Annotated in this window: 24 protein-coding genes; 3 read left to right on the forward strand and 21 right to left on the reverse strand. The window is 38.4% G+C overall.

Going from position 1 to position 26253, the window contains the following annotated elements; translation table 11 throughout:
• Positions 1–81 precede the first annotated feature (81 nt).
• Together ACJ2A9_RS02870 and ACJ2A9_RS02875 are read right to left on the reverse strand one after the other, a co-directional pair.
• Complete coding sequence (locus ACJ2A9_RS02870; RefSeq protein ID WP_441420390.1) at positions 82–723, reverse strand: ABC transporter ATP-binding protein; 642 nt, start codon at positions 721–723, stop codon at positions 82–84.
• 2 nt (positions 724–725) lie between these two features.
• The gene (locus tag ACJ2A9_RS02875) at positions 726–1112 is read right to left on the reverse strand and encodes a GntR family transcriptional regulator (protein ID WP_441420090.1); all 387 of its coding nucleotides are present in this window, start codon (positions 1110–1112) and stop codon (positions 726–728) included.
• Positions 1113–1331: 219 nt separating this feature from the next.
• On the opposite strand from ACJ2A9_RS02875, the gene ACJ2A9_RS02880 reads away from it, so the two are divergent.
• Positions 1332–1457 carry a DUF6254 family protein gene (locus ACJ2A9_RS02880; protein ID WP_441420091.1) on the forward strand — a complete coding sequence of 42 codons (126 nt, stop codon included), beginning with the start codon at positions 1332–1334 and terminating at the stop codon, positions 1455–1457.
• 340 nt (positions 1458–1797) lie between these two features.
• Positions 1798–2733, forward strand: a complete 936-nt coding sequence (locus ACJ2A9_RS02885; protein ID WP_441420092.1) for a DUF6612 family protein — start codon at positions 1798–1800, stop codon at positions 2731–2733.
• 38 nt (positions 2734–2771) lie between these two features.
• Here ACJ2A9_RS02885 and nirD read toward each other — a convergent pair whose 3' ends face one another.
• The 5 genes from nirD to ACJ2A9_RS02910 form a co-directional block, all read right to left on the reverse strand.
• The gene (gene nirD, locus ACJ2A9_RS02890; protein WP_441420093.1) at positions 2772–3098 is read right to left on the reverse strand and encodes a nitrite reductase small subunit NirD; all 327 of its coding nucleotides are present in this window, start codon (positions 3096–3098) and stop codon (positions 2772–2774) included.
• Positions 3099–3112: 14 nt separating this feature from the next.
• A complete protein-coding gene (nirB, locus tag ACJ2A9_RS02895) occupies positions 3113–5548 on the reverse strand; it encodes a nitrite reductase large subunit NirB (RefSeq protein WP_441420094.1) in 2436 nt (811 codons plus the stop codon).
• Between the two features lie 148 nt (positions 5549–5696).
• A complete protein-coding gene (gene nasC / locus ACJ2A9_RS02900) occupies positions 5697–7835 on the reverse strand; it encodes an assimilatory nitrate reductase catalytic subunit NasC (protein WP_441420095.1) in 2139 nt (712 codons plus the stop codon).
• A gap of 60 nt (positions 7836–7895) precedes the next feature.
• Positions 7896–10253, reverse strand: a complete 2358-nt coding sequence (nirB, locus tag ACJ2A9_RS02905) for a nitrite reductase large subunit NirB (protein ID WP_441420096.1) — start codon at positions 10251–10253, stop codon at positions 7896–7898.
• Between the two features lie 248 nt (positions 10254–10501).
• Positions 10502–11764, reverse strand: a complete 1263-nt coding sequence (locus ACJ2A9_RS02910; RefSeq protein ID WP_441420097.1) for a SulP family inorganic anion transporter — start codon at positions 11762–11764, stop codon at positions 10502–10504.
• A 139-nt stretch (positions 11765–11903) separates the two neighbouring features.
• Here ACJ2A9_RS02910 and ACJ2A9_RS02915 point away from each other — a divergent pair, with 139 nt between their 5' ends.
• Positions 11904–13289, forward strand: coding sequence for a hypothetical protein (locus tag ACJ2A9_RS02915; RefSeq protein WP_441420098.1), 1386 nt, complete (start codon positions 11904–11906; stop codon positions 13287–13289).
• 40 nt (positions 13290–13329) lie between these two features.
• Here the strand turns inward: ACJ2A9_RS02915 and ACJ2A9_RS02920 are convergent, their stop codons facing one another.
• The 14 genes from ACJ2A9_RS02920 to ACJ2A9_RS02985 all read right to left on the reverse strand — a co-directional run bounded on the left by ACJ2A9_RS02920 (position 13330) and on the right by ACJ2A9_RS02985 (position 26202).
• Entirely contained in the window at positions 13330–14052 is a 723-nt protein-coding gene (locus ACJ2A9_RS02920; RefSeq protein WP_441420099.1) for a LutC/YkgG family protein, read from the reverse strand.
• Entirely contained in the window at positions 14027–15478 is a 1452-nt protein-coding gene (locus tag ACJ2A9_RS02925) for a LutB/LldF family L-lactate oxidation iron-sulfur protein (RefSeq protein WP_441420100.1), read from the reverse strand. The genes ACJ2A9_RS02920 and ACJ2A9_RS02925 overlap by 26 nt, the downstream gene beginning before the upstream one ends.
• A 19-nt stretch (positions 15479–15497) precedes the next feature.
• Entirely contained in the window at positions 15498–16217 is a 720-nt protein-coding gene (locus tag ACJ2A9_RS02930) for a (Fe-S)-binding protein (protein ID WP_441420101.1), read from the reverse strand.
• A gap of 188 nt (positions 16218–16405) precedes the next feature.
• Entirely contained in the window at positions 16406–18187 is a 1782-nt protein-coding gene (locus tag ACJ2A9_RS02935) for an L-lactate permease (protein WP_441420102.1), read from the reverse strand.
• A 230-nt stretch (positions 18188–18417) separates the two neighbouring features.
• Positions 18418–19152, reverse strand: a complete 735-nt coding sequence (locus tag ACJ2A9_RS02940) for a FadR/GntR family transcriptional regulator (RefSeq protein ID WP_441420103.1) — start codon at positions 19150–19152, stop codon at positions 18418–18420.
• A gap of 197 nt (positions 19153–19349) precedes the next feature.
• The gene (locus ACJ2A9_RS02945; protein ID WP_441420104.1) at positions 19350–19559 is read right to left on the reverse strand and encodes a hypothetical protein; all 210 of its coding nucleotides are present in this window, start codon (positions 19557–19559) and stop codon (positions 19350–19352) included.
• Between the two features lie 120 nt (positions 19560–19679).
• On the reverse strand, positions 19680–19979 hold the full coding sequence (locus ACJ2A9_RS02950; RefSeq protein WP_441420105.1) for a hypothetical protein: 300 nt from the start codon (positions 19977–19979) through the stop codon (positions 19680–19682).
• Positions 19980–20060: 81 nt separating this feature from the next.
• Positions 20061–20387: a 2Fe-2S iron-sulfur cluster-binding protein gene (locus tag ACJ2A9_RS02955; RefSeq protein ID WP_441420106.1), complete on the reverse strand. Its 327-nt coding sequence runs from the start codon at positions 20385–20387 to the stop codon at positions 20061–20063.
• 91 nt (positions 20388–20478) lie between these two features.
• Complete coding sequence (locus ACJ2A9_RS02960; protein WP_441420107.1) at positions 20479–21021, reverse strand: chromate transporter; 543 nt, start codon at positions 21019–21021, stop codon at positions 20479–20481.
• Positions 21021–21662 (reverse strand): chromate transporter, encoded by a 642-nt coding sequence (locus ACJ2A9_RS02965; protein WP_441420108.1) that lies wholly within the window; start codon positions 21660–21662, stop codon positions 21021–21023. The genes ACJ2A9_RS02960 and ACJ2A9_RS02965 overlap by 1 nt, the downstream gene beginning before the upstream one ends.
• 59 nt (positions 21663–21721) lie before the next feature.
• Positions 21722–22201, reverse strand: a complete 480-nt coding sequence (locus tag ACJ2A9_RS02970; RefSeq protein ID WP_441420109.1) for a GlcG/HbpS family heme-binding protein — start codon at positions 22199–22201, stop codon at positions 21722–21724.
• 20 nt (positions 22202–22221) lie between these two features.
• Positions 22222–23685: an aldehyde dehydrogenase family protein gene (locus tag ACJ2A9_RS02975; protein ID WP_441420110.1), complete on the reverse strand. Its 1464-nt coding sequence runs from the start codon at positions 23683–23685 to the stop codon at positions 22222–22224.
• 116 nt (positions 23686–23801) lie between these two features.
• Positions 23802–24524: a TenA family transcriptional regulator gene (locus ACJ2A9_RS02980; RefSeq protein ID WP_441420111.1), complete on the reverse strand. Its 723-nt coding sequence runs from the start codon at positions 24522–24524 to the stop codon at positions 23802–23804.
• Positions 24525–24735: 211 nt separating this feature from the next.
• The gene (locus tag ACJ2A9_RS02985; protein WP_441420112.1) at positions 24736–26202 is read right to left on the reverse strand and encodes a hypothetical protein; all 1467 of its coding nucleotides are present in this window, start codon (positions 26200–26202) and stop codon (positions 24736–24738) included.
• Between the last annotated feature and the right edge of the window lie 51 nt (positions 26203–26253).

Consider the following 26253-nt stretch of genomic DNA (forward strand, 5'->3'; position numbering starts at 1 on the left):
TTTTTGTAAAATAGACTTCCTCTTGTACAGTCCATTCATTAATAATGGTCGACTTGCCTTTTAACCCTATAGCCCATTCTTTTAACTCAGCAATCGGTAGGTGAAATGGTTTTCCCCCTCTTTAATAAGTAACACATCCTCAAGTAAATCCTCGATTTCATCTAAATGGTGACTAGAGATCAGGATTGTTCTTGGATAGGCAATATAATCTTTAAGCAGGGCACGATAAAAATCTGCTCGTACCGCAGCATCCATTCCTGTCGTAGGCTCATCAAAAATCGTTAAAGGACATCTCGCCGATAAACCAAGAATCATATTAAAGGTACTTTTCATCCCTTTTGAAAGACTACTATGACGCTGGTCTCGGTGAAACGAGAAATAATCAAACAAACGCTGTGCCAGTTCCATATCCCAATTTTTATAAAAGGTAGCGGCGACCTCTAATATTTCTTGTAAACTTAACGTCGTTGGCAAACTCATTTGATCATCAACAAAAATCATATTGGCTGAAACAGTAAGGCTGTTAAATGGCTTTTCAGAAAACACTTTTATTTCTCCTGATGTTTCCCGTAAAAAACCAGCAATAATTTTAAGTAACGTTGTCTTACCTGCTCCATTTCGTCCAATTATTCCAGTGATTTTATTTTCTTCGATCATAAACGATAAATTGTTTAACGCCTTTTTTCCTCCGTACGTTTTCGTTAATTCGTTACATTCGATCACCTTCAATTCTCTTCCCCCTTGCTTTTGTTCATTGCTTCTTTAATCATTGTCATCAATTCATCTTCACTGACATGTAAACGTTCAGCTTCGATAACAACGTCCAATATTAACTGCTTTAACGTTTGATTTTTGCGTTTATTTAAAATCATTTCTTTCGCCTGAAGTGAAACAAACATACCAAGCCCTCGCTTTTTATATAAAATGTTTTCATCGACTAAAAGATTGAGTCCTTTTGCTGCCGTTGCAGGATTTATATTAAATAATTCTGCCAGCTGATATTGTGAGTACACCTTCTGATCACCTTCAAAATTCCCATTCAAAATCTCAGTCTCTATCCACTGAGCTATTTGAACATAGATTGGTTTTGAACCATCTGTATTAAGTATCAAATGAGAACCCCCTCCCCGGTATAGTGCATTACTGATGTAATGTAGTATATTCCATTACAGAAAAATTGGCAACAAGTTTCCATTCATTTATTTATAAATTCCTAAAAAATACCTACAAACATATTGCTGCGTATGAAAGATGGAGCGAATAATATCTATCGTAATAGTGAAAATATAGAGGTAAGTGTTTTAAATAAAAGTGGAAAGGTGGAGTGAACGTTGACACAATCAAAGCGACAAGCAGAGCGTCAATATCGCACACGAAAGGAAGCGCAAAATCCTCACGGAAAAGTAAAATCATACAAACAGCTGGCAGATGAGGCAGGAAAAAAAGCAGAGAGTTAGTAATTTAAAAATAAAACGGTGGCAATTGAAAATAAATAACAATAAACTAAATATAAACATAAAAAAAAGTGTGCAAAACTCACAACTGAGTGCACACTTTTTTTGACTTACCAACCCTTATTATAAGGATTACCATTTCTTTTCATTTTATACACAATATTCATGATATAATTAATAAAGATTGAAAAATGGTTAACTAGACTAACCTCACTTTATTAACATTCCTCAAAATTATACCCCTTCATAATCAACACGTGTCAAACATATAATCACATAATATCGCTGTTCCTATTTTGTGTTATCCATTGTCAAAGGCGAATAAATTTGAGAGGAGAGCACGATGAAAAAATTTTTCTTACTTTTACTGGTGTTTTTTCTTCCGATAGGGTTAACTGCTTGCGGATCTGAGGAGACAATTGACAATCAAGAACCTACTGACCTTGTAGACCCTATAGACCTAGAGGAACCTATTGATATTACTGACCCTGTCGATATTAAGGAGCCAATCGAACCAGCCAGACAAAGTAACGTTGATAAAATTATTACGAAAGCCATTGAAGCCTCAAATGAACTGCAAAGTTTTTCAATGGAGATGGATCTTAAACAGACGATGACTAATGGTGAGGAAGAAATCAAGATGGATTCATTCATCTCGATTGATGCAACAATGGAGCCTCTAGCAATGCATCAAAAAATGACAATGAATATGGATGGTATGATGGATGAGACTGAAGGGTTGATGGAAGGACCGTTTTCCATAGAGATGTATTTAACCGAAGAAGGTTTTTATATGCAAAATCCGGTAATGGATGGCTGGATTAGTCTACCAGCAGAAGACTTTGAAGAGTATATGTCGCTATCCTCTCTCTCTCAAGATCCCGCTGCAGAAATAGAACGTTTAAAAAAATATAGTAGTGATTTTACAATTACCGAAGAAAAAGACAGCTATCATTTAACATTAGCTCTTACTGGAGCAAGCTTACAAGAATTTCTCCAAGAAAGCCTTTCTGACATAGCTCCTGAATTAGAAATGGATCAAGAAGTACTTGAAAATAGTACGTTCCACCAAATTGAATATTTGTACATCATTGATAAGAAAAACTATTACCCGCAGTCAATGACTATGTTGATGGATTTTGATATGATCGATAATGAAGAAACTGTACGCATTACGCAAGAAATATCCGGAATTTACTTGAATTATAACAATATCGATGAAATTGTCATTCCTGATGAGGTAAAGGGAAATGTCATGACAATGCCAGCTTTTCAATAAGAAAAACTGAGTGAGGTGGTTTCCTCACTCAGTTTTTCTTATTGAATGTAAATATAAATCTCTCCATTTTCCACTTCCGTTTCATAGCGTGTCACACAGCCGTTATCTGGTTCTTGCACTTTCCCGTCTCGCACATCAATTTTCCAGTCATGATAGGGACAAAAGACATACTCACCGCTTATGATTCCTTCTGCAAGTGGTGCCCCTTTATGTGGACAACGGTTCTGAATTGCATAAATGCTGTTATCTTTTTGTTTAAAAAGCGCAATTTCATGTCCTGCGACACTTATCGCTTTTCCAATTCCATTAGAGATTTCACTCATATGTGCAACCTTTACTTTTTTCATTGTTTTTGTTTGACTCATCCCCTTGATCCCCCCTATAAAGAAAGTACTTCAATTTTTTTCGTTTCGAACAACTCTTTTTGACGCTCTTCACTTTCAATAATTTCAGCCCATGGATCTTCTAACGTTGTAAGAGTCACTTCCATTCTCTCAATTAACTCTTTTCGTTTTTCTCCATCATCCATCACAACACTGCGGATATGATCTAAGCCGACACGTTCAACCCAATGTGAAGTTCGCTCTAAATAACGGGCATTTTCACGGTAGTATTGTAAGAAGGCACTGATTGTATCTAGCACTTCTTCCGTTGTTTTCACTTTACAGAACAGGTCTCCACCTCGAAGATCGACACCACCATTACCACCTACATATAACTCCCAAGCTCCTTCAACACCAACAATGCCTACATCTTTAATTCCTGATTCCGCACAATTTCGTGGACAAGCAGAGACAGCCATTTTTACTTTATGAGGTGTGTTAAGACCTTCATATTTTTTTTCAATTTCAATTCCAAGGCCGATCGAATCTTGGGTTCCAAAGCGACAGAAGTTTTTACCAACACATGTTTTTACAGTTCGAAGTGATTTCCCGTACGCATAACCAGAGCGCATTCCAAGATCTTTCCAAACATTTGGTAAGTCATCCTTACTGATTCCAAGTAGGTCAATACGCTGACCTCCGGTTACTTTCACGAGTGGAATATTGTATTTTTCAGCAACATCTGCAATTTTGCGTAATTGCTTTGAGTCAGTCACCCCACCATACATTCTTGGAACTACTGAAAACGTTCCGTCATTTTGAATGTTGGCGTGTAATCTCTCATTTACAAATCGAGAAGTTCTGTCATCCTCATGCTTTACCGGGTCAACCATTCCTAAATAGTAGTTAATCGCCGGACGACATTTTGAACAGCCTTCATCCGTTTTCCAACCTAGGACATTCATTACTTCTCTCGTATGACTAAGTCCTAACTCACGAATTTGTGCAACAACTTCTTCATGAGTGTGCTCTGTACAACCACAGATTGGTTCTTTTATGTTAACACCAACTTCTTCACCAGTCGTTACCGCTAATAGATCAGCAACTAGTGGTTTACAGCCGCCACATGATCTTGAGGCATTTGTACATTGTTTTATTTCCTCTACACTCGTTAACCCTAAATCTTTAATCGCAGTAACAATATCTCCTTTTGAGACCCCGTTACAGCCACAAATGATTTCACTGTCTGCCATCGCAAGTACCGGACTCTCTTTTTCACTCGATTCATTTTCTGAAGGGAGAATCGCTACTTTATTCATATTCGAAATATCATCGCCGTTTCGCATCATTTGCAATAGTCGCGGAGAATCAGCTGTATCCCCGAACAATACAGATCCGATAATTTTATTGTCTTTCACAACAACTTTTTTGTAGATGCCTTCGAATTCATCATGAACACGAATCGCTCGTGTTTCTTTCGTATCTTGAAATTGACCTGCTGAAAACACATCAACACCTGATACTTTTAACTGTGTATATACGATCGATCCTTCATAGCCTGGTACTTTTGAGGGAGTAGATGCACAAAGATGCTCAGCTAACACTTTTCCTTGTTCATACAGCGGAGCAACAAGGCCATAGACAATTCCTCGGTGTTCTGCACATTCCCCAACAGCATACACATTGCGGATACTACTTTGCATATAATCATTTACCAAAATCGCTCGATCGATCTCAAGGCCACTTTTCTTCGCTAACTCAACGTTTGGCCGAATCCCAACCGCCATCACGACTAAATCTGTTTCTAGGCTAGTGCCATCTTTAAAACGAATACCTTCAACACGATTTTTTCCAACAATTTTTTCTGTATGTTTATTTAAATGAAATCTCATTCCTTGCTGTTCCAGTTCTCGTTGCAGCATGTTTCCTGCGGGTTCATCTAGTTGTCTTTCCATTAAGTAGTCGCTAATATGGATGACATCGACTTCCATATTTAAGTTTAATAATCCTCTTGCTGCTTCTAACCCTAACAATCCGCCACCTATAACCGCTGCTTTACGATATTTTTTTGCCGTAGCGATCATCGTCTCGCAGTCTTTAATATTACGAAAGGCAATGACTCCTTTCTTATCGGCACCAGGAAGAGGCAGCATAAATGGATTTGAACCTGTTGCAAAAATTAATGTATCATAGCTGCACACAACACCTTTTTGGCTATAAACCATTTGCTTTTTTGTATCAACCTTTATAACTGGATCATCTGTATATAACGTAATGTTATTTTCTTTGTACCAGCTGTAATCATTTAATACGATGTCCTTAACATCTGCATCCCCCTGCAGTACGGAAGATAATAAGATTCGGTTATAGTTGGGATGTGGTTCTTCACCAAATACTGTAATCTCAAACCTGTTTGCATCTTTCTTTAAAATTTCCTCTAATGTTCTTATACCTGCCATTCCATTTCCAATTAGTACTAGCTTCTCTCCCATCCGCGTACAACTCCTTTTGTTTTACAACGTTTTCTATTGTTTAAATAAGACTATTCAAAAAGTTCTAAACTTTCCTTGTTACTTGCATTGTAAACGAATGAAATTGATAATTGTTGTAACATGTTAACTAACCTAACATATAAAATTATTAAATATCCACTTCTGTTATGTTTACTGCACTTACTTTAAAACCCGGCATTTTACATGTTGGATCTAAATCCTTCGATATCAGTTGATTAACATTCTGTGTTTCCGCCCAATGAAAAGGCACAAAGACAGTGTCTTGGCGAATTGTTGGAGAATATTTACTACGTACTACAATGTGCCCTCTTTTAGATTGAATTTTCACTAGAATATTATCTTCGATGTTATATTTCTCTGCTGTAGCAGGATGAATTTCCATAAATGATTCAAACTGTCTTGCTGCTAGGGCTGAGCTTTTGCGGGTTTGGACTCCTGTCAGATAATGTGACATTACTCTTCCAGTCGTTAAGTAAAGAGGATACTGATCTGTTGTCTTTTCCTTTACAACAACCGCTTCATTTGAAACCGGAACCATTTGAGCTAATTCGTTTTCATGGGCGAAGGATGATTCAAATAGCCTTTTTGTCCCTGGATGGTCTACATCAGGACAAGGCCAAAGGATTCCTCCTTCTTTTCGCAGACGGCTATAGGTGATTCCAAAGTAATCAGCAATTCCGCCACGACTAGCGATACGTAATTCATTAAAGATTTCTTCTGGCGAGGAAAAATGAAAATAGTCACCTTTCCCTAACACTCTCGCAATCTCACAAATTATCTGCCAATCATGTTTTGCTTCTCCGCGAACCGGAAAGCTCGCTTCTCGTAATGTAACCCGGCCTTCAACATTTGTCATCGTTCCTTCACTTTCTAGATAAGACGTTGCTGGCAGAACGAGATCAGCCAATTGTGCTGTTTCTGAAAGAAACAGATCAACAGCAACTAAGAAGGAAAGCTTTTTAAATGCACGTTTAACAAAGTTAGCGTTCGGATTAGAAACTATTGGATTGGAACACATTAAAAACAAACCTTTTATGTCTCCCGCATCAATTTTTTCAATCATTTCATAAGCAGACACTCCTTTTCGTGGTAAATCCTTTTCATTGATTTCCCACACACTGGCAATATAGGCACGATGCTCATCATTTTCAATCGACCTGTAGCCTGGAAGCTGATCCGCTTTTTGCCCATGTTCTCTTGCTCCTTGCCCATTCCCTTGTCCAGTAATCGCTCCATATCCTGAATAAGGCTTACCAATTTTGCCTGTAGCTAATAGAATATTCAAAAAATTACGGACGGACGCTGAACCATCGGTCTGCTGTTCTACTCCACGTGCCGTGAAAATCATTCCTGACTTCTCCTTACCAAAAACGATTGCAGCTTGTCGGATAGATTCAACCGGTACTCCTGTTAAACTAGCAATCTCCTCAATATTTAATGAAGAAATATGATCTTTAACTTCAGAAAATCCCGAAGCTCGAGAAGCAATAAATTCCTCATCAAACAAGCCTTCATCAATAATGACTTTTAACATTCCATTCGCTAGTGCGGCATCCATTCCCGGTCTTACTTTTAGGTGCAAGTCTGCAAGTTTCGTAGTCCCTGTCTCCCGAGGATCGATGGCGATAATAAAAGAGCCGTTTTCTTTCGCTTTCTCAAAATAGGGCATGATTGTTGGTTGACATTCGGCAATATTCGTACCAGCCAAGATAATACAACGGGAATGAGGTATCTCTGCCAGGCTATTCGTAAAGCCGCGGTCCATCCCAAACGTTTGTGCAGCTGCTGTTGCTGCTGCTGACATACATAAACGCCCATTATAATCAATGTACTTTGTTTGCAGTGCTACTCGGGCAAATTTCCCTAATAAATAAGCTTCCTCGTTTGAGATTGTCGCACTGCCGTATACAGCCAAGGCGTCTTTACCTGAGTCGGACTGAATCGCTGTAAAATTTTCTTTAATCATTTTCATTGCTTCATCCCAAGAAATACGAACAAATTTACCGTCGACCTTTCGCATTGGGTATTTTAAACGTTCATGGTGAAGGGCATGCTGATGAGCATTCATCCCTTTAATACATAAACGACCTTCTGATGTTGGATTATCCATGCCCACAGTCTGGTATTTTTTCCTAGATACGATTGACTGTTCAATTAGCTGCATTTTGCATTGCATGCTGCAAAATGGACATTGGGTATCGTATATTGTTTCAGTTTCAGCTTTTTGCTGTTTCGTACGGAAATATTTTAATAACATTTCAGTCATAGCTGCCCACCCTTTTTCTACGTATTCTGTTAACATCATTTGCTATTAGTAACATCCATGCTATGAATAGCTTTTCTCTCGAGAATTCCTGCGAATCACTTTCTCTTCCACTAATTGCCGCAATAATTGCTCACGTAATTCAAGATCAAATAACACTTCACGAATATGCAACAAACCAACGCGATTAATCCATTGCCAGCTTCTCTCCCGATAACTTGCTGTTTCACGGTAGTACTGAATAAAGGCAAGCATCATTTCCACTGTTTCAGCTTCTTTATCGGCTACACAAAGTAAGCTTCCTGATTTAGCCCATTTTCCACTACTTCCGCCAACATAAATTTCCCAGCCGCTTTTCATACGTATTGCCCCGACATCCTTTGTAGCTGCACTCGCACCATCATGATGACAAGCTGATACTCCGATCGTTACGTCAGAAGGTGTTTTCAAATACTCAATTTGCTTATCTAATTCGATACCCATTTCCAATGATTGCGACTGGTCACAACCACAACTTTGCCCACCAACACTCGTAATGACATTATGAACGGCATTTCCATTGTTAGCTTGCAATGGTAACGCTAAGTCAGCTGTAACGTTTTGAAGTACTTTACCGTTGATCCCCATTAGATGAATCCTTTGTTCATTTGTAATCACTGTTTTTGGTATATTGTATTTTTCAATAGCATCAGCAATCCTGCGTAATTGCTCCGCACTTGTTTCTCCGCCATATAATTGTGGTGTCAATGCATACGTATCTTCTTTTTTAAATTTACTCGCTCTGTCCTTGACGATTAAATGTGCTTGTTCGTTGTCATAATTCGGATCAATCATACTTAAATAATAATGTAGCGCAGGCATACATGTTTCACAGCCCTGTGGATGTTTCCAATTCAACTCATTGATGATTTCTTCAATAGATGAAAGCTTACGTAGCTGTATTTCATTTACAATTTCATCTTCAGTAAGAGTCGTACATGAACACATTGATGATTGTTTGATCACTTCGTCACATTCATCACTATGAATATATGCAAGAAGATCAGTAACAATTGGCTTACAGCCACCACATGAACTAGATGCTTTCGTGCACTGTTTGACATCCTCTATCGTTACTAACCCTTTTCTCTGAACCGCTTCAATAATGACTCCTTTGCTTACACCATTACAATTACATATAAGGTCACTATGCTCCATCGTTTCAATCTCATTGTGAGTTGAATTCCTTGAATAGAAAAGATGCTCAAGTTCACTTTCCGCAATCGTTTTTTGTTTTGCGATAAAATCAAGAAGTTTCTGACCATCCTTTGTATTACCAAATAAAACCGCACCAATTAATTTTTGATCTTTAAAAACCAAGCGCCGATACGTACCATTTACTTCGTTATAACTTGTCATTATTTTCGTTGAATCATTACCAGTAAATTGACCAGCAGAAAACACATCAACTCCGGAGATTTTTAATTGTGTAGCGAGGATTGATCCTGTGTAGCCTGGGAGATGCCTATTACACAAAAAGTTAGCTAACACTTTCCCTTGTTCAAATAATGGTTTAACAAGTCCATACACTTCACCTTTATGCTCAGCACATTCTCCAACTGCAAAAATATTAGCTGCACTCGTTTCCATGTAGTCATTGACGACAATGGCTCGTTGTGTCTCAATTCCGCACTCTTTTGCTAATGTCACGTTCGGTCTGACACCTACAGCCATAACGACTAAATCACTTTCTACTTCTGAGCCATCCTTGAAACGGACAGAAGCAACACGGCCTTCACCACAAATTTCCTTCGTTTCTTTTTCCAATAAAAAATTCATCCCTTGACCCTCAAGCTCAGCTTGAAGCATTTTGGCCGCTGTTTGGTCCAATTGGCGGTCCATTAACGAACTGGATAAATGAACGACATCCACTTCCATTCCTAAATTTAGCAGTCCTCTAGCTGCTTCTAATCCTAACAATCCTCCACCAATTACAGTTGCCTTTTTGAACTGCTTTGACGCAGCAATCATTTGCTGGCAATCCTCAATTGTCCGAAAACCAATCACTCCTTCTTTGTCTGCTCCTTGAATTGGAAGTATGAACGGAGTAGAACCAGTAGCGATAATGAGCTTGTCATAACAAACTTCTTTCCCTTTGTTTGTCTTAATCTCTTGTTTTTCCTTGTTAATCTCAACAACTGTTTCACCAGTGAATAGTTGGATGTTATGATCGTCATACCACTTCTGATCATTAATTATTATCTCTTTAGGCGATGTTCCCCCCTGTAAAACGGTCGACAATAAGATCCGATTATAGTTAGGGTGCGGTTCACTTCCAATAATTGTAATATCAAAAGCATGAGGGTCAATGTTTACAATTTCTTCAATGCATCGTACACCAGCCATTCCATTTCCAATTAAAACGAGTTTTTGCTTCTTCATAAAAATAACCTCCAACACCGTTTAGATCACGAGGATTAAATATAGTGCCAATCTTATAGAAAAAAAGATTCAGAATCTATTTGTATGTAAGAAGTATTAACAAGAAATCTTTATTATGAAGGGGAAGAGTTTTGAAAAAGCAAGAACCCCCTTTTACTGGTCAGTAAATTTAGTCATATTAAAACTGCACCTCCATTTGTTAGAGTGTGTCTAACAAATGAGGTGCAGTTCAAAAAGGGTTTTTACACTTAACGTTGAACCCATATCCATTTTATTTTCAGGAGAAATAACAGTAGCGCAAATAAGATTCCAACAAACAACCCTTGTTGAATTCCTAATAGTAAGGTCGCAAAAAAAGTAACCAATAGCAACCAACCTTCATTCTTCTTTTCATTGAATAGGTGTCTTACCATCTTTACATCCATTAATCCTGAAACAGCGACAATAATAATTCCTGCCAAGACCGCCTTTGGCATGTAATAAAATAGTGGTGTGAAAAACAATAACGTACAAAACATCAATAAGGCCGTTATGATTGATGCCAGCTTTGTCTTTGCACCAGCTTGATAGTTTACAGCCGTCCTTGAAAAACCACCGGCAACTGCCATTGATGAAAATAATGAGCCGCTTACGTTGGCAAACCCCAGTGCCATAAGTTCTTTATTGGCATTTATCTTGTATTGTTCTTTTTCTGCAATATATTTTGCAATGGCAATGGACTCCATAAAGCCAATTAAAGCTATTGTAATCGCCACTGGTAAGAGTTGCATCAGTTCATTTGCTTGAAAGGAAACAAATGAAAACATAGGCGCTCCCTGAGGAACATCACCGATGATCGCAATACCAGCTTGATGCAGTTGAAAGGCATAGACAACAATTGTACCAATGATTATCGTTACAAGCGCGGCCGGTAATTTTGGTGCATACTTTTTCAATGAAATCATCATTATAATACTCACAATTCCCATGACCATGGATGGGAGATGAATATTTGGAATATGGTAAATCACATCAAGTAAAAGATGGAAGGCTGTACCATGTTTGTCTAAACTTACATTAAAAAAGGATCCTAATTGACTGATTGCAATAATTAATGCTGCCGCTTGAGTAAAACCACTGATCACACCATGTGGCAATATATTAACAAGAAAGCCCATTTTAAACAAAGCTAATAAAAGTTGAATCATTCCAACTAGCAATGTTAGGATAATGACTAATGAGAGAAAACGGTCTGATCCAGGATCAGCCAATGGTGAAACACCGGAATAAATGATTAATGAAACAACAGCTACAGGTCCTACTGCCAAATGACTCGACGATCCAAAAAGTGCATAAATCAGAAGTGGAATCGTTGCGGCATATAATCCAATAATCGGCGGGACACCTGCAATAAATGCATAAGCAATTCCTTGAGGGATTAACATTGCCATGACTACGATCCCTGCTGAAAAATCACCTCTAAATTTTTCAAAAGAATACAGTTCAGAAGGCCTTTTTCCTTTACCTAGCAAAATAACCTATTCTCCCCTTTCCTACTCTAAAAACTACCAATATTATTTTTTTAAATAGCAAGACTTTTCGTTTGGTATTTTGTATACATTATTATATAATAGGACTATTCAAATATTCCAATTGATGGTTGGTGGTGTTATGTTAAAGTACCTTTTTGCGCTTGCTATTGGTTTATATTTATTATCGAATCTCTATTCCAATACCTTTATTCAAGTTGCGCTCTCAGTATCATCTTTACTCGCCGTACTTTGTACGGTATTTTTAGTTAAAAGGTTTGTACTTATTTTCGGTATCTTCTTTTTAGGTGTTGGAACATATTTACTTATCTCAAGCGATACTACTTTATTAGGATATGTTATGTCATTTGGAGGCATGCTAAATCTTCTAAGCTTATTTGCACTTATTCCAATCCTCGCCTTACCTATAAAACTAGGAAATTATGCAAATGAAGTGCAATATGTAATCCAAAATAAAATAAAAAGTTCCGGACAACTGTATATGGTCTCTTCTGGTATTTCTTATTTTCTTAGCTCCTTTATGAACTTAGCAGCTCTTCCAATGACGTACTACTCAATCCGGCCGTCAATTGACTTGTTTTTAATAAAAAACAAAGAACGATTCATGTGCCGTTCCATTACCCATGGTTTTGCAATGCCATTGCTTTGGACTCCTGTTACACCAATTGTAGGGATAGTTATCGAAATGACCGGCGTTAGCTATGGCGGAATGCTGCCAATCCTTATTCCGCTAAGTATTCTCGGATTATTTCTTGATTGGGTGACTGGTCTATTAATTTCTCACAAGCAATCAGCATCAGCAAAATCAGACCATTTGTCAACAAATGAAATTGCTGCAACAGTTGATCATGAAACTACAGGAAAGCCGAATCGACTGTTCCACATTTTAATTGCTATTCTATTATTAAATATCGCGATAATGATAACTGAGGAAATGTTAGCCTTAAGCTTTTTATTTCTTGTTAGTTTATTGGTCATCCCGTTTGCTTTTAGTTGGTCACTACTCCTAAAAAAAGGGAAAAAATTCTTGGCGGGTTTAAAGGATCATTTCCAAAACCATCTTGTCAAAATGCAAGATCAGTTTTTTCTATTCCTATCAGCTGGTTTCTTTATTGCCTCAATTAATATTTCTGGAACAGATGAAACGATTAATTCATGGATCGGCGGAATCATTCAATTTACAGGGGTTCAAGTATTTTTGATCATTTTACCATTTATCCCGTTACTATTAGCTTTTATTGGTCTACACCCTGCTGTTGCACTAGCACTTATTGCCGAATCATTAAATCCAAGTCTTTTAAACATTTCTTCAACAATTCTTACAGTAGCAATGCTAGGTGGAGCTGTTCCGGCATTTTTAATGGGACCATATAATGCGACATTAGGAATTATGTCGAATATTAACAATGAAAGTCCATTTAAAATCTCTAACTGGAACATCTTATTTACAGCTTGTTTTATGGTATTACTGATTAGTTATTTGTTTATATTACAGATTTTCATATAAAGACATAAATAAAAGAAGAATGGGGAGCCCCATTCTTCTTTTATTTATCATTTACGATAATATACGTTGCTTTAATCGGTCCGTGAACACCGACAATTAAATTCATTTCAATATCGGCACTGTTACTTGGACCTGAAATAAAGTTCACACATGGTGCAACTGCCTCACCATTTTTATTCTCGCGATGAACTTTTTCGGCGACCTGTGTCATCCGCGGTACAATCGTACTTTTTGGAATAATCGCGATATAGGTTGCTGGTAATAGGCTTACAGCGCGTCCTTTGCCTTCACCGCTAAACAGCACTACTGTCCCTGATTCAGCAAGCGTCGTATCACTAAATGTAATGCCGACATTGGCTTTTTCAGCGATTTCAGTATTTTTATCACCGATGTCAGTATTCCAAACATGTACATCAACCTGTCTCGCCGCTAGTCCCTCATTCAGCAATGGGGTTAAACCAAATTCTTCAAAGCGAGGATCATCCCATGTTATAACGGAATGTCCTCCAAATCCCATCACGACATTTTCCAGTGCACGTGGCAAATCCTTCACGGATGTCTCAATCACATCGGTATGAATTCGTCCCCCTTGCTGTTTTAACACTTCAACGAGTTCATCTTGGCTGTAGCCTTTAAACACTTCTTGCTGTGGGTTATGTTTCCATACCGGTTTTTCAACATTAGTTGTAGTTCTCGGGCGACCAAGGCTTTGGGCGATATGATCAAGAAAAGAGTCTTTATTTGCAATTGTTCCCTTTGTCATTACTTTCCCCCTCCTTCTCACGATTTTTAAACCAGTCTCTAAATCTTTCATTACTTGGTGCTGGGAAATCCCGAATCGATGTCCAGTTCTTTAATGGGCCTGGACCATCAGAAATTTTATCGTCTTTCACAAATGGTTTCATAATTTTAGGTGCTAGTCTTGTTCCGATATTATACATCGCTGGACTTGCAGTTCCCATTCGGAATGCTTTCATAGAAAGGCTTTCAAACACTGGTGCCTTTCCTTCTTTTTCAACGATCTTCTGACGGTGTTTGATTAACAGCTCATGAAGAGGAATTTTTACCGGACATGCTTCTGTGCATGCTCCACAAAGTGTTGACGCATATGGAAGTTCTTTATAGTGATCATAGCCTCCTAAAAGTGGAGAAAGGACCGCACCAATTGGACCAGGATAAATCGAACCGTAAGAATGTCCACCAACATGACGATAGACTGGACAAACATTTATACACGCTGCACAGCGAATGCAGTGTAATGCTTCTTGAAATTCTGTACCCAAAATTTTGGAACGACCATTATCAACAACAACAAGATGAAATTCTTCAGGACCATCTACATCTTCAGCACCCTTTGGTCCTGTAAGTGCTGTAATATAGCTTGTAAGCTTTTGCCCTACAGCTGCTCGAGTTAATAAACTTACTAACACTTCCATCTCTTCCCATGAAGGAACAATTCGCTCCATCCCCATCACTGTAATCTGTGTTTTTGGGAGTGTCGTTGCCATCCGGGCGTTTCCTTCATTCGTAACAAGCGTCACTGTTCCAGAATCGGCAATCGCAAAGTTACAGCCAGTAATCCCGACTTCAGCTGCTAGAAATTCTTTTCGAAGCTGCTCTCTAGCAAATAGCGCTAGCTCTTCAGGCTTCTCTGTACGTTTATAGCCTAATTTATCGCGAAACACATCACGGATTTGTTCTTTATTTTTATGCAGTGCCGGAGCCACAATGTGAGAAGGCGGATCATGATCATCAACTTGAAGAATCCACTCACCGAGGTCGGATTCAACAACATCACAGCCGATTTTCTCTAGTGCTTCGTTCATACTAATTTCCTCGGTTACCATTGATTTTGACTTAACAATTTTCTTGGCACCTTTTTTCTTCACAACATTCGTAATGTACTCATTTGCTTCTTCTGCTGTTTTCGCAAAGAAAACATGGCCCCCACGCTTGGAGACATTTTCCGCCAGCATTTCAAGGTAGTAATCAAGGTTCTCGAGCGTATGTGTACGGATCTCTTCACCGTGACTTCTCCAGTCTTCCCAATTGCCAAGCTCTTCTGCCGCATTTAAGCGTCCGTCCCGCAAGCGCCCCTGTGCCGCTGATACTGCGCCGCGCATAAATGAATCAGAAAGCCCTTGGTCAACACGTTCTTTAAATGCTGCTGTTCCTATTTTCATGCCCATAATTACTCACCAATCCCTTCTACTTACGACTATTTAATACAGTTGCAATATGCATCACTTCAATTGGCTTACCGGTTCTACTCATTCGCCCGCCAATATTCATTAAACAACCCGCATCGGCACCGACTAACACATCAGCCTTTGTAGACTCAACATGTCTCACTTTTTCATCAACCATCTGTTCGGAAATTTGCGACATTTTTACGGAAAACGTTCCACCAAAGCCACAACAGTTATGTTTATCAGGGAGCTCAGTAAATTCAAGTCCTTTGACATTTTTTAATAACATCATTGGTGCCTCTTTCACGCCAAGTAAACGAGTCATATGGCATGACGTATGATACGTTGCCCTCGCATGTAGTGATGCACCGACATCCTCAACTTTTAATACGTCAACAATAAACTGAGTTAATTCAAATGTTTTACTCGCAAGCTCTTTTGCTTTGAGCTCCCAAATAGGATCACCGGCAAAGATCTTTGGATATTCATGAAACATCGTTCCACATGATCCTGATGGTGTTACTACATATTGAGAATCTTGAAATACATTCATCATATGTTTCATTGATTCCATTGATTCTTTTAAATAGCCACTGTTATAGGCGGGCTGACCACAGCAAGTTTGCCCTTCAGGAAAATCGACCTCACAGCCTAATCGTTCAAGTAACTCTACTGTATCTCGTCCAACATCGGATTGGAACATATCAATTAAACAGGTAACAAATAAGGAAACTTTCATCTATTATTTCTCCTCTCAAATAATGCAATTTTTATATTATAAATTATTATAGTTTCTAAGTTGGATATCTCTGTCATCTTAACTTTACGTGTAAATCACCATTAAGTCAACAGGTCATCTGATGACTTAATGGTACGAGCTGACGAAAAATAGCCAAAGCCCCACATATGTGGAGCTCTAGTAACGAACTACGCTGAAAGGTTTTTATTATCTATTGAATTGTTTTTACTTCGACTATTAGTAATCATGTACACAATAAAGATCGCAACTGCGGCAAGGACAAACGTTCCAGCGTTCAGACCAAAACCATTTAGCCAAACAAAGCCTAGTCCGCCGGCAAAAATAACATAGTACGTCATTGGAAGAAGTGTCTTACGTATCAAACGCCCTTCTTTACCGATTAAACCAACAGCTGCTGATGCGGCTACAACGTTATGAACACAGATCATATTTCCTGCAGCACCGCCGACTGCCTGTAACGCCACAACAACTGCCGGATTCACGCCAATATTATCAGCCACCCCAAACTGGAATAGTCCGAACATCATGTTACTTACTGTATTACTCCCTGCTACAAATGCACCAATTGCGCCGATCGTTGGTGCAACTAACGGCCAGTTAGCTCCAAAGATATGAGAAATCCCTTCAGCCAATACAATAGGCATACTGTCATATCCAGAAGTATTGACACCAGAATTGATAAACACTTGAACCATTGGGATTGAAAAAATCAATGCAGCAATCGCACTGGCAACTGTCTTAAATGATTCGCTCGCTGCACGTGCAAATTGTTCTACTTTCATTCGATGCATAAAGAAAACTATGAATGCAACAAGAACAAAGATCGTTCCTGGTACGTTTAATGGCATCGACGATACGGTAATTGACGTACCGAAAAGATTTTCTGCTTTTAGCACCCACGATTTGAGCCAAACGCTAAATGGTAAGTACGCAACACGTGTTACAACTAATAGAACAGCGACTAAAATATATGGCATCCATGCTGATAGCGTTGAAATATTTCGTGCTGGCTTTTCATCTTCGTTGATTTTTAATTTACCCGTCCAGTCAGAGGCCCAGTTTTCTTTTTTATCAAAGTCCCAAACATCTTTTGGCATTAAGAAGCCACGCTTTGCTGCTGGAACGACAATCGCAAGACCAACTAATCCACCGATTAACGACGGAAATTCAGGTCCTAAAAGGTTGGCAACAAGTGCGTAAGGAAGTGTAAAGGCAACTCCAGCAAAAACCGCAAACTTCCATACGGCAAGGCCTTCCTTTAACGATTTATTTTTCCCAAAGAAATACGTTAACATTGTTACCATGAATAATGGAATAAAAATTCCGATAATTCCATGAAATATGGCGACTTGTCCACCAATTGCGTTAATATAGGCATCATAAGATATTCCAAGGTCTGCCACATATTTGTCAACGAGTGGTACGTCCTTCAATCCAGTATTTACCCCGACTAAAATCGGTGTTCCTACCGCGCCATATGATACTGGTGTTGATTGAAGCAATAACGCAACCATAACAGCTCCCATCGCTGGAAAACCAATCGCCACAAGAAGCGGACCAACAATTGTCGCAGGCGCTCCCCATCCTGCAGCCCCTTCAAGAAATGAACCAAACAGCCATGCTACAATAATCGCCTGAACACGGCGATCAGGTGAAATACTCATAAATCCCTGACGAATTGTATGTACGGCACCACTCTCTTTTAATGTGTTCAGTAAAAGGATAGCCCCAAAGACAATCAATGAAACCTCAAGTGCAGTCACAACACCTTTTATTGAAGCTGCTCCCACTTGATTTCCCTCAACTCCCCATACTGCCATCGCCATTACTACAGTTACTAGTAACGCAATCGGCATCGCTCTTTTAGCTGGCCAACGTAAAATAACTAAAAATAAAAACACTGAAATAATCGGAATCGTTGCTAAAAAAGCTAGTGTCCCAATACTCATTAATACTCCCCCTAATCCTTAATTTAACGTATGAACAGGTCATCTGATGACTGGATGATCTTATTATATGTAAAACGCTTTCATATTTCAATGAAAATTCAAAAAAATTTTAAAATTGCTCTTGATAGCAATAATTTTACTATTATTGTTTTATCGTAAATTACAAGGAAAACAATTAGAAACTTTTCCCAATCGGTTTTACCCACAAAAAAAAGCGCGAAATCCGCGCATTACGATGATGTTTGTTCTTCTTTTTCTTCAAGATATTTCATTAACACTTTTTCTACTTCAACAAGATGATCAAGCATCAGCTGCTGTGCTAAAGGACCATCCTGCTTTTTAACCGCTTCAAAAATTAATTTATGTTCCTGATATAGCCGCTCCGATGTTGTTTGCTCAGAATATAGCCAAAGGCGGCGAGTTTCACGCATTGTAATGACCATCATTTCAGAAACATTATTCATTAAACTCATTAAAAGCGTGTTTTGTGACGCTTTTGCAATCGCCATATGAAATTCAAAATCGGCCTTTTCGCCAAGCTCTTCATTACCAGCGACCTTTTTCATTTCATTAAGCGTCTTCTCAATGCTTTCTAAATCCTCATCTGTTCGCATTCTTGCAGCAGTGTCAGCAGCCCCTACTTCAAGTATCTTTCTAACTTCCAATAGATTTCTTACATCCTCTAATTTCATTAAAAAAGCTGCGTTAACGGGTAGGGTAAGTAGTTGCGGATCAAATTCCTTTATATAAGTGCCTTCCCCTTGCCTCATTTCAACAAGCCCCATCGCCCGTAGTGCGCTAAGTGCTTCACGAATCGCTGATCTCCCGACTTGGAAATTTTCAGCAAGCTGTTGAACAGAGTCCAGTTTATCCCCAGGGCGAAAGTCTCCTTGCTTTATCATTCCGATAAGACTTTCGGTAACCTCTTCATATATTTTTTTTGTGCGAATTTTTTTGTATTCCAAAACGTTCCCTCCACTCGCATATCATATCTTTATGATAGCGGATAGATGTCGTTTGGACAATCAAAAGTAACTCAAGGGCTGTAAATTGTAAAATCGCAAAATAAGCTTTTTTCATTAAATAAAAGAAATTTACACATCAGTATACAAAAAAAAGCAACTACAATAGTAACTGTAGCTGCAGAATTTACATAATAATACTATTCTTCCCAAATTACCGGTGGTTGGCAAACAACTGTGACTTGATTGTTTTCTTCAATTACTGAGTGCTTCCAAACACAATCGTGACACTTATCTACACAAACACTACCTTTTAGAGCGCATGCAACCTGATTCTCAGCCGTTACATTTGCCTCTCTTACCTTGAACATGAGCTCCCAACGATCTAATGGTCTTGGAATTTTAATCATCTCAATTTCCCCTCTCTTACTAAAATTAAATCCCCTTTGGTATATTGTATACCAAAGGGGATAAAAAGAAAAGAGTTTTTTCTATTTAATTTTGCATCAAAACGTGTCACCATTTATCACCTATACCGCCATTTCTTTTACTTTAAAGAATTCTTTATTCAATTGCTTGATTGAATAGAGTAAATCTTCTAACGATTGGTAGTTATTGTCGAGACGATAGCTTTCTATTTCAGTTAACGTATTTCCTTCATTATCTTTCAAAATTTTTACATATTCCTCAATTTCTGTCCGGCCTTCCTGAATTCCATGCGGTGTAAAGGATATTTCATTGGTGATCATTTTCTCATAAAGAACGATGAAGCCCGGTTTTGTATCATTAGTGAAATATTGATTCATTTCAACAATTTGTCGTGTTACCAATCGTTTCACTTCCTATTCTTATTTGTTCAATTTAATAGCTATCATTAACAAACTGACTAATAAGCTTTTTGGTTATGAATGTTATTTATTTACTTTTACTTTTCGACGTTGAACTTCTTTCGTTAACGCATCATCCCAAGATACTGTTACATCTCCAGTGATAAAACTTTGACATCCAAGACGATAGCCTTGTTCAAGTAATTCTTCACCAAGTTTCTTAACTTCTGCTGGCTTAATTTTATCCACATTTTCAGCACCTTCTTCAATTTTAACAAGACAAGTACCACAGTAGCCGCCACCGCAACGGTTTGGAAGATCACCTTCGTATCGTAGTGACACTCGTAAAATATTCGATTCGTTTGGTACCTCAAACTTTTTATCTGCATTTTTATAATTAATGAATGGCATAATCAATTCCTCCTTTAGATTTGTTGTATACAATATACCATAGTGAAAATATTCTGACAATATAGAAAATTATATTTATTATTTCTAAGTATTAAATAACGACCCCTGAAAGGAATACTGCTCCATAAAAGAGTGATCCTACAATAACAAGCGCTGGATGGATTTTGAACTTTTCAAGTGCCAAAAAGCTGACTGCAGTTAAAATTAGTAAATGAAGTAATCCACTATCTTGATATGATGATAGGAAAAACTGATATGCTAACACTGCTAACAAAATAGCAATTACGGGTTGGACTGATAGTGTCATCCATTTAACTTGAAGGGCATTTTTGAACGCACTGGCAAATTTAAATAAAATGATAACTGCAATTGCAGAAGGAACAATTGTGGCAACTAATGCGATAAATGCTCCTAATACTCCTCCTAGTTCATAACCAATAAAACCACCCATTTTTGTTGCGATTGGACCTGGTAACGCATTAGCGATAGCTAGTAAATCACCAAACTCCTGTAAGCTCATCCATTCATAACGATTAACAACTTCATTTTGAATGAGGGGGATTGTTGAGGGGCCACCGCCATATCCCAATAAATTGGCCAAAAAGAATGCCCAAAAAATTTCAATGTAAATCATTAGCCTACATCCTTCTTCTCATTATTTTTTGTTTTGTTATCTTTCTTTACTTTATATGTGGCCCAAACAAATGCAGCAGATAAAAAGATAACAATAACAATACCTGGATGAATCAATAGTAGCTGTAACAAAGCAAACGCGATAATCGAGGTGAGGATAGCACCCTTTCCTCCAAATCCCTTTGCTGTTTTTTTCACAAACCCGTAAGCCATAACAGCGAGCATGACGGCAATGACTGGGCCAATGGCTGCAACCATACCTAGGACAAGTGGAGATGAGCGGAATGAGTATAATGTGCCAAGTAAAGCAATTAAAGCAATGACTGTTGGCAGAACGTGGGCTAAAATCGCAATTGTTGCTCCAAGGGTACCTTTTACTTTATAGCCGATATAAGCTGATAGTTTTGTCGCAATTGGACCTGGGAGTGTATTAGCCACCGCTAATACTTCACCAAACTCATCACTTGTCATCCATTTGTATTTTTTCACTGCTTCATACTCAATTAACGGAATTACTGCAGGTCCTCCCCCATAACCTAGAAGACCCGATCTCGCAAAACCAATTGATAATTGAACGTACGCGTTCAAACGAAACACCAACTTTCTAGATTCAATGACAATATCCTTTTTAAAATACGTCATAGCATCAGCAATCTATCTGAACACTATGACGTGATTAATATTTTGATTTACAGAGACGATTATAATTTAATATCCGCTTCTGTAATAACTTCATGTCCTTGGTCTTTTAACGCTTCAGCAAGTGCTTGAAGTGCAGCTGTACCTACAGCAGTATCTTGTTCACCATTACCTCCACTTACACCAACACCACCGACAACTTCACCATCAACTACAATTGGGAAGCCACCAACGAAGATTGCGAATTTTCCTGGAATCATATGTTGAATTCCAAAAGCTTCATTTCCTGGTAATGCTGGTCCATTAGGCTCCTTATTAAATAGGTGAGTTGAACGCTTATGTCCTGCTGCTGTAAATCCTTTTGCAATGGCAATTTCAGGTCCTGTTACACGCGAATTGTTCATACGCTCAAGAGCAATGACATAACCGCCTTCATCAACGATCGCAATTGATTCTAATACATTAATTTCTTCCGCTTTTTTCTTTGCTGCTTCAATCATTAATTGTGCTTCTTCTAATGTTAATTTTAGTGCTTGTTTCATTTTCTAATTCCTCCTCAAAATTAATAACCGATATATACCGTTTTGATTTGCGTGAAAAATTCCAATCCAACTCTTCCAGATTCACGGAATGTTGACGTACTTGATTTCTTCAATCCTCCAAATGGAGCATTAATTAAGTTACCTGTTGTTGTACGGTTAACTTTAACTGTTCCAGCTTCAATTTCTCTTGTAAAGCGTTTTGCTAAACCAATATCCTTTGTCACAATCGATGCTGATAATCCGTATTCAACATCATTGGCGATTTGAATTGCATCTTCATAGCTGTTTACTGTAATCACGGCAATAACTGGGCCAAAAATTTCTTCCTTAGCAATTCGCATCGTTGGACTTACATTTGTAAAGATCGCTGGTTCAACATAATATCCATTACTGAATTCAGAGTCTGTCAAGTGGTTTCCGCCATAGACAAGTTCTGCTCCTTCTTCTTTACCAATCTCAATATAATTTAGAACATTTTTTAATTGCTTGTTGTTTGCTAATGGACCAATTTTTGTATCAGGATTTAAACCATTACCGATCGTTTGGCTTTGTGTTTTTTCAATTAGCTTTTGAACAAACTCATCAGCAACTGATTCCATCACAATAACACGGCTTGTTCCTGTACACGCTTGCCCTGTTAATGAAAACCCGCCATTAACAGCTAATTGTGCTGCATGATCGATATCTGCATCTTCCATTACGATTAATGGATTTTTTCCACCTAACTCCATTTGTGTTCTAGTTGTTAATGAAGCTTTGCGATGAATATCTTCACCAGCACCAGTGGAACCAGTGAATGTCACTGCACGAATCGCTGGATGAGTAACCAGTGCATCACCAACTTTTGATGCCGAACCAGTAACAAAGTTGATAACTCCTTTTGGTATACCAGCTTCATGTAACGCTTCAACTAAACGTACTGCAATTAGCGGAGTGTCTGAAGAAGGCTTAAATACAACCGTGTTACCAGTGATTAATGCTGGCGCAATCTTTCTTGCAGGAATAGAAATTGGGAAGTTCCAAGGTGTGATGACTGAAACAACTCCAAGTGGTTCACGCTGTGTGAACACATCCATATTCGGATCATCATTTGGGAACGTTTCACCTGTAAAACTTAATCCTTCAACAGCATAATAACGAAGTGTTTGTGCAGTACGCTGCACTTCCCCTTTTGCTCCAGATAAAATTTTCCCTTCTTCTCTTGTTAATTCCTCACCATATTGATCAACCTTACTTTCAAGAATCGCTGCTGCTTTGTTTAAAATTTGTGCCCGCTTTGAAGGTGATGTATTTGCCCACTCTTGAAACGCATCACTCGCTGCTTCGATCGCTTTAATTACATCCTCTTCCGTCGAAGATTGAAATCTGCCAACAATATCATTTGTATCTGCTGGATTAATACTTTCAAATGTTTCTTTATTAACACTTTCAACCCACTCACCATTTATATAGTTTTGATATGTTTTCACTGTAGTTTGTAACAAGTTGATCACCCTTTTCTATCAAATGTGCGATATAGTCATTTCCCTTGTTCGTATGTGATAATGTTTGCGGCAGCTTCTATAGATAGAAACTGCCGCATACTACTATTCTATTTGACTTACGCTTCTACTTTTTCTTCTAGATCTTGTTTTAAGTATGCTTGGTATAATCCATCCATGTACATACGACGCATATCAGCACCAGTACGTACGATTTCTAAACAGCGTTGTTGTAATTCAGGAGTGTTCGCATATTCTAGTACGATTTTGTAACCACGCTCTCCGTGGATTTCATCAGATACGATGTGTAGATCAAAGAATTCAACTTCCTCATCTGTAAATCCATAGCTTTCACGAAGAATTGGTGTTTGTTTACGGTAGATCGCTGGAACTTGTGACTCAAGACCAACAATTAGTGCTGCTGTTGCAACAACGAAGTTTTCACGCATTGCTACTGAGTAGCACCAGCTTTGAAGGCCTAATGTTGTTGGTAACATATTCTTAGGATCTTCAATACGCTCTTTAGTTGTTCCACATGTTTCAGCAAAACGAATCAATAAGTCTGTGTGACGATCTGCTGCTAACTCTTCCTCGTACATGTTTTGTAAGATGAAGTCCTTTGCATCTGTGTACTGCTCAGGTGTTTTTGCGTACATATATGCTAAGTAGTCTGCGAATGGTCCTACATAGTGATAGTGGTTTTCTGCCCATCTAGCAAAGTGCTTTCTTTCTAACTTCCCAGTCGCCCATGCTACTGTAAATGGTGCCGCCTCACTGTGATTCCCTTTAATTGCTTCTTCTAACGCTTTACGAAATTCCTCACGAGATAATAATTCTGCCATCTTACTTCTCCTCCTTAGTTTCCTGTTCATTTTTTATTCATTTGCGTATTCCAATTATGAAACTTAATTGTATTAAGTATTTTGTATTTGGTATACCAAATGTTGTTACACTTATCTTACCTTGATATTAACACTATGTCAACAGTGTTTTTATAATTTTATTAATTTTCTTACTATTAGATTTAATATAAATAGAGAGTATAGCGTCAACCTACATTAGCATTAACGCTATAATTGCTGCGACAAATAAACCTATCATTACTGGAATAAAGTTTCTCCTTACGAGATCGATCGGTTTAACACCTGCAATCCCTGCATCAGCTACAACTCCAAACGCCCATGCTGCTAACGTACCACCACCAGCAAAAATAGCTGCGACTTGACCTAATGCTGCTAATACCGCCACATTTACTCCGGCACTTCCACCTAGGCCTGCTGATAATGCCCCGACAAGTGGTAAACCTGAGAAACCAGAACCATCCATACCTGATAAAATCGCAATAATTAGCATACCAAACGTTAATGTAATTTTGTTTCCATCAATATAATTCGCTAATGCACTACCAAGATCGAATAAAAACCCTGGTGCACCTTCACCCAATACAATACCCGCATAATCAGGGTGTCCTAAAAAGAAAAACGCTGCAATTGGGATAACCGGGGCAAAGATTTTGATCGCAAAGAAGAATCCTTCACGCAGATGACTTACAATTCCTTCAATCGATTTAGAACCTTCCTTTAAGAAAGTAGCAATAATTAATAATGTAACAGCTGTCCCACCAAGTAGTGCTGTTGCATCCCCACCACGAATGGCTTGTTCTGGGTTAAAAAATGCTCTGTAAATCATAAGAGCAACAATCGCAAATAACGTAACAGGAACAAGAATGGATAAAAATCTTGCATGCTTACCATGTGGTTCCTCCACCTCTTCAACAGTTGCTGCAACTTCATCTTGAGGACTAGGTGCACTTCCACCATCTAGGATCGTACTATTTGTTTCACTCTTTAAGATTCCTCGCTTCATATCACGTTTGACCATAAAGAAAGCAATCGTAATGGCTACCGCACCTACAGTAAGAGAAAATAAAGCTGTATATGGTAATAATACAGTTGAATCAACACCAGCTGCAGAGGATGTTAATCTAGTTGCACCTTGGATAACCAAGTCTCCAGATAATGCCATCCCATGACCGAATAAGTTGATCGAAACTGCCGCTCCCATTGCTGGTAAGCCCATTTTCATTGCTACTGGAATAAGTACTGTCCCTACTAGTGCAACTGCTGGAGTTGGCCAGAAGAAAGTTGCCGCTACATACATTGTTGCTCCCATTACGAAGAATGCAGCAGTAGGATTAACCATGAGCTTTTTCATTGGGGCAATCATTAACTTATCGGCACCTTGTGACTGTAATGACTTAAGCATCGCTACCATTAAGGCGATTACGAGCATAATATCAAATAACTCAACACCCGCATTCAAAAATGCACCAAAGACAACTTGCGAACCACCAATAATGGCATTAAGTGGACCTTCACCCGTGTTATATACAATTCCTAATATAAACACACCAATAATTGACGGTAAGACAACGTCTCGCCTAAAAATCATAAAGCCGAGGATTGTCAGGATAACGAGTAAAAATATCCAGTGAGAAGTAGTTAAAATGACTTGTTCCATATAGTTCCTCCTAATGGTAAGCGCTTTCGCTTTTGGTTAGTGGTATTTCAG

This window comes from Anaerobacillus sp. MEB173, assembly GCF_052119505.1.
Taxonomy (GTDB): domain Bacteria; phylum Bacillota; class Bacilli; order Bacillales; family JBJMAU01; genus JBJMAU01.

Excerpts from the sequence above, each read along its gene's own strand:
- ACJ2A9_RS02945 (WP_441420104.1), bottom strand. The coding sequence starts at position 19,559 with ATGATTAAAATTCCAAGACCATTAGATCGTTGGGAGCTCATGTTCAAG.
- nirB (WP_441420096.1), bottom strand. The coding sequence starts at position 10,253 with ATGAAGAAGCAAAAACTCGTTTTAATTGGAAATGGAATGGCTGGTGTA.
- ACJ2A9_RS02970 (WP_441420109.1), bottom strand. The coding sequence starts at position 22,201 with ATGAAACAAGCACTAAAATTAACATTAGAAGAAGCACAATTAATGATT.
- ACJ2A9_RS02920 (WP_441420099.1), bottom strand. The coding sequence starts at position 14,052 with ATGACAAAGGGAACAATTGCAAATAAAGACTCTTTTCTTGATCATATC.
- nirD (WP_441420093.1), bottom strand. The coding sequence starts at position 3,098 with ATGAGTCAAACAAAAACAATGAAAAAAGTAAAGGTTGCACATATGAGT.
- ACJ2A9_RS02985 (WP_441420112.1), bottom strand. The coding sequence starts at position 26,202 with ATGGAACAAGTCATTTTAACTACTTCTCACTGGATATTTTTACTCGTT.
- ACJ2A9_RS02885 (WP_441420092.1), top strand. The coding sequence starts at position 1,798 with ATGAAAAAATTTTTCTTACTTTTACTGGTGTTTTTTCTTCCGATAGGG.
- ACJ2A9_RS02980 (WP_441420111.1), bottom strand. The coding sequence starts at position 24,524 with ATGGCAGAATTATTATCTCGTGAGGAATTTCGTAAAGCGTTAGAAGAA.
- ACJ2A9_RS02925 (WP_441420100.1), bottom strand. The coding sequence starts at position 15,478 with ATGGGCATGAAAATAGGAACAGCAGCATTTAAAGAACGTGTTGACCAA.
- ACJ2A9_RS02930 (WP_441420101.1), bottom strand. The coding sequence starts at position 16,217 with ATGAAAGTTTCCTTATTTGTTACCTGTTTAATTGATATGTTCCAATCC.
- nasC (WP_441420095.1), bottom strand. The coding sequence starts at position 7,835 with ATGACTGAAATGTTATTAAAATATTTCCGTACGAAACAGCAAAAAGCT.
- ACJ2A9_RS02935 (WP_441420102.1), bottom strand. The coding sequence starts at position 18,187 with ATGAGTATTGGGACACTAGCTTTTTTAGCAACGATTCCGATTATTTCA.
- ACJ2A9_RS02915 (WP_441420098.1), top strand. The coding sequence starts at position 11,904 with ATGTTAAAGTACCTTTTTGCGCTTGCTATTGGTTTATATTTATTATCG.
- ACJ2A9_RS02960 (WP_441420107.1), bottom strand. The coding sequence starts at position 21,021 with ATGATTTACATTGAAATTTTTTGGGCATTCTTTTTGGCCAATTTATTG.
- ACJ2A9_RS02955 (WP_441420106.1), bottom strand. The coding sequence starts at position 20,387 with ATGCCATTCATTAATTATAAAAATGCAGATAAAAAGTTTGAGGTACCA.
- nirB (WP_441420094.1), bottom strand. The coding sequence starts at position 5,548 with ATGGGAGAGAAGCTAGTACTAATTGGAAATGGAATGGCAGGTATAAGA.
- ACJ2A9_RS02965 (WP_441420108.1), bottom strand. The coding sequence starts at position 21,662 with ATGACGTATTTTAAAAAGGATATTGTCATTGAATCTAGAAAGTTGGTG.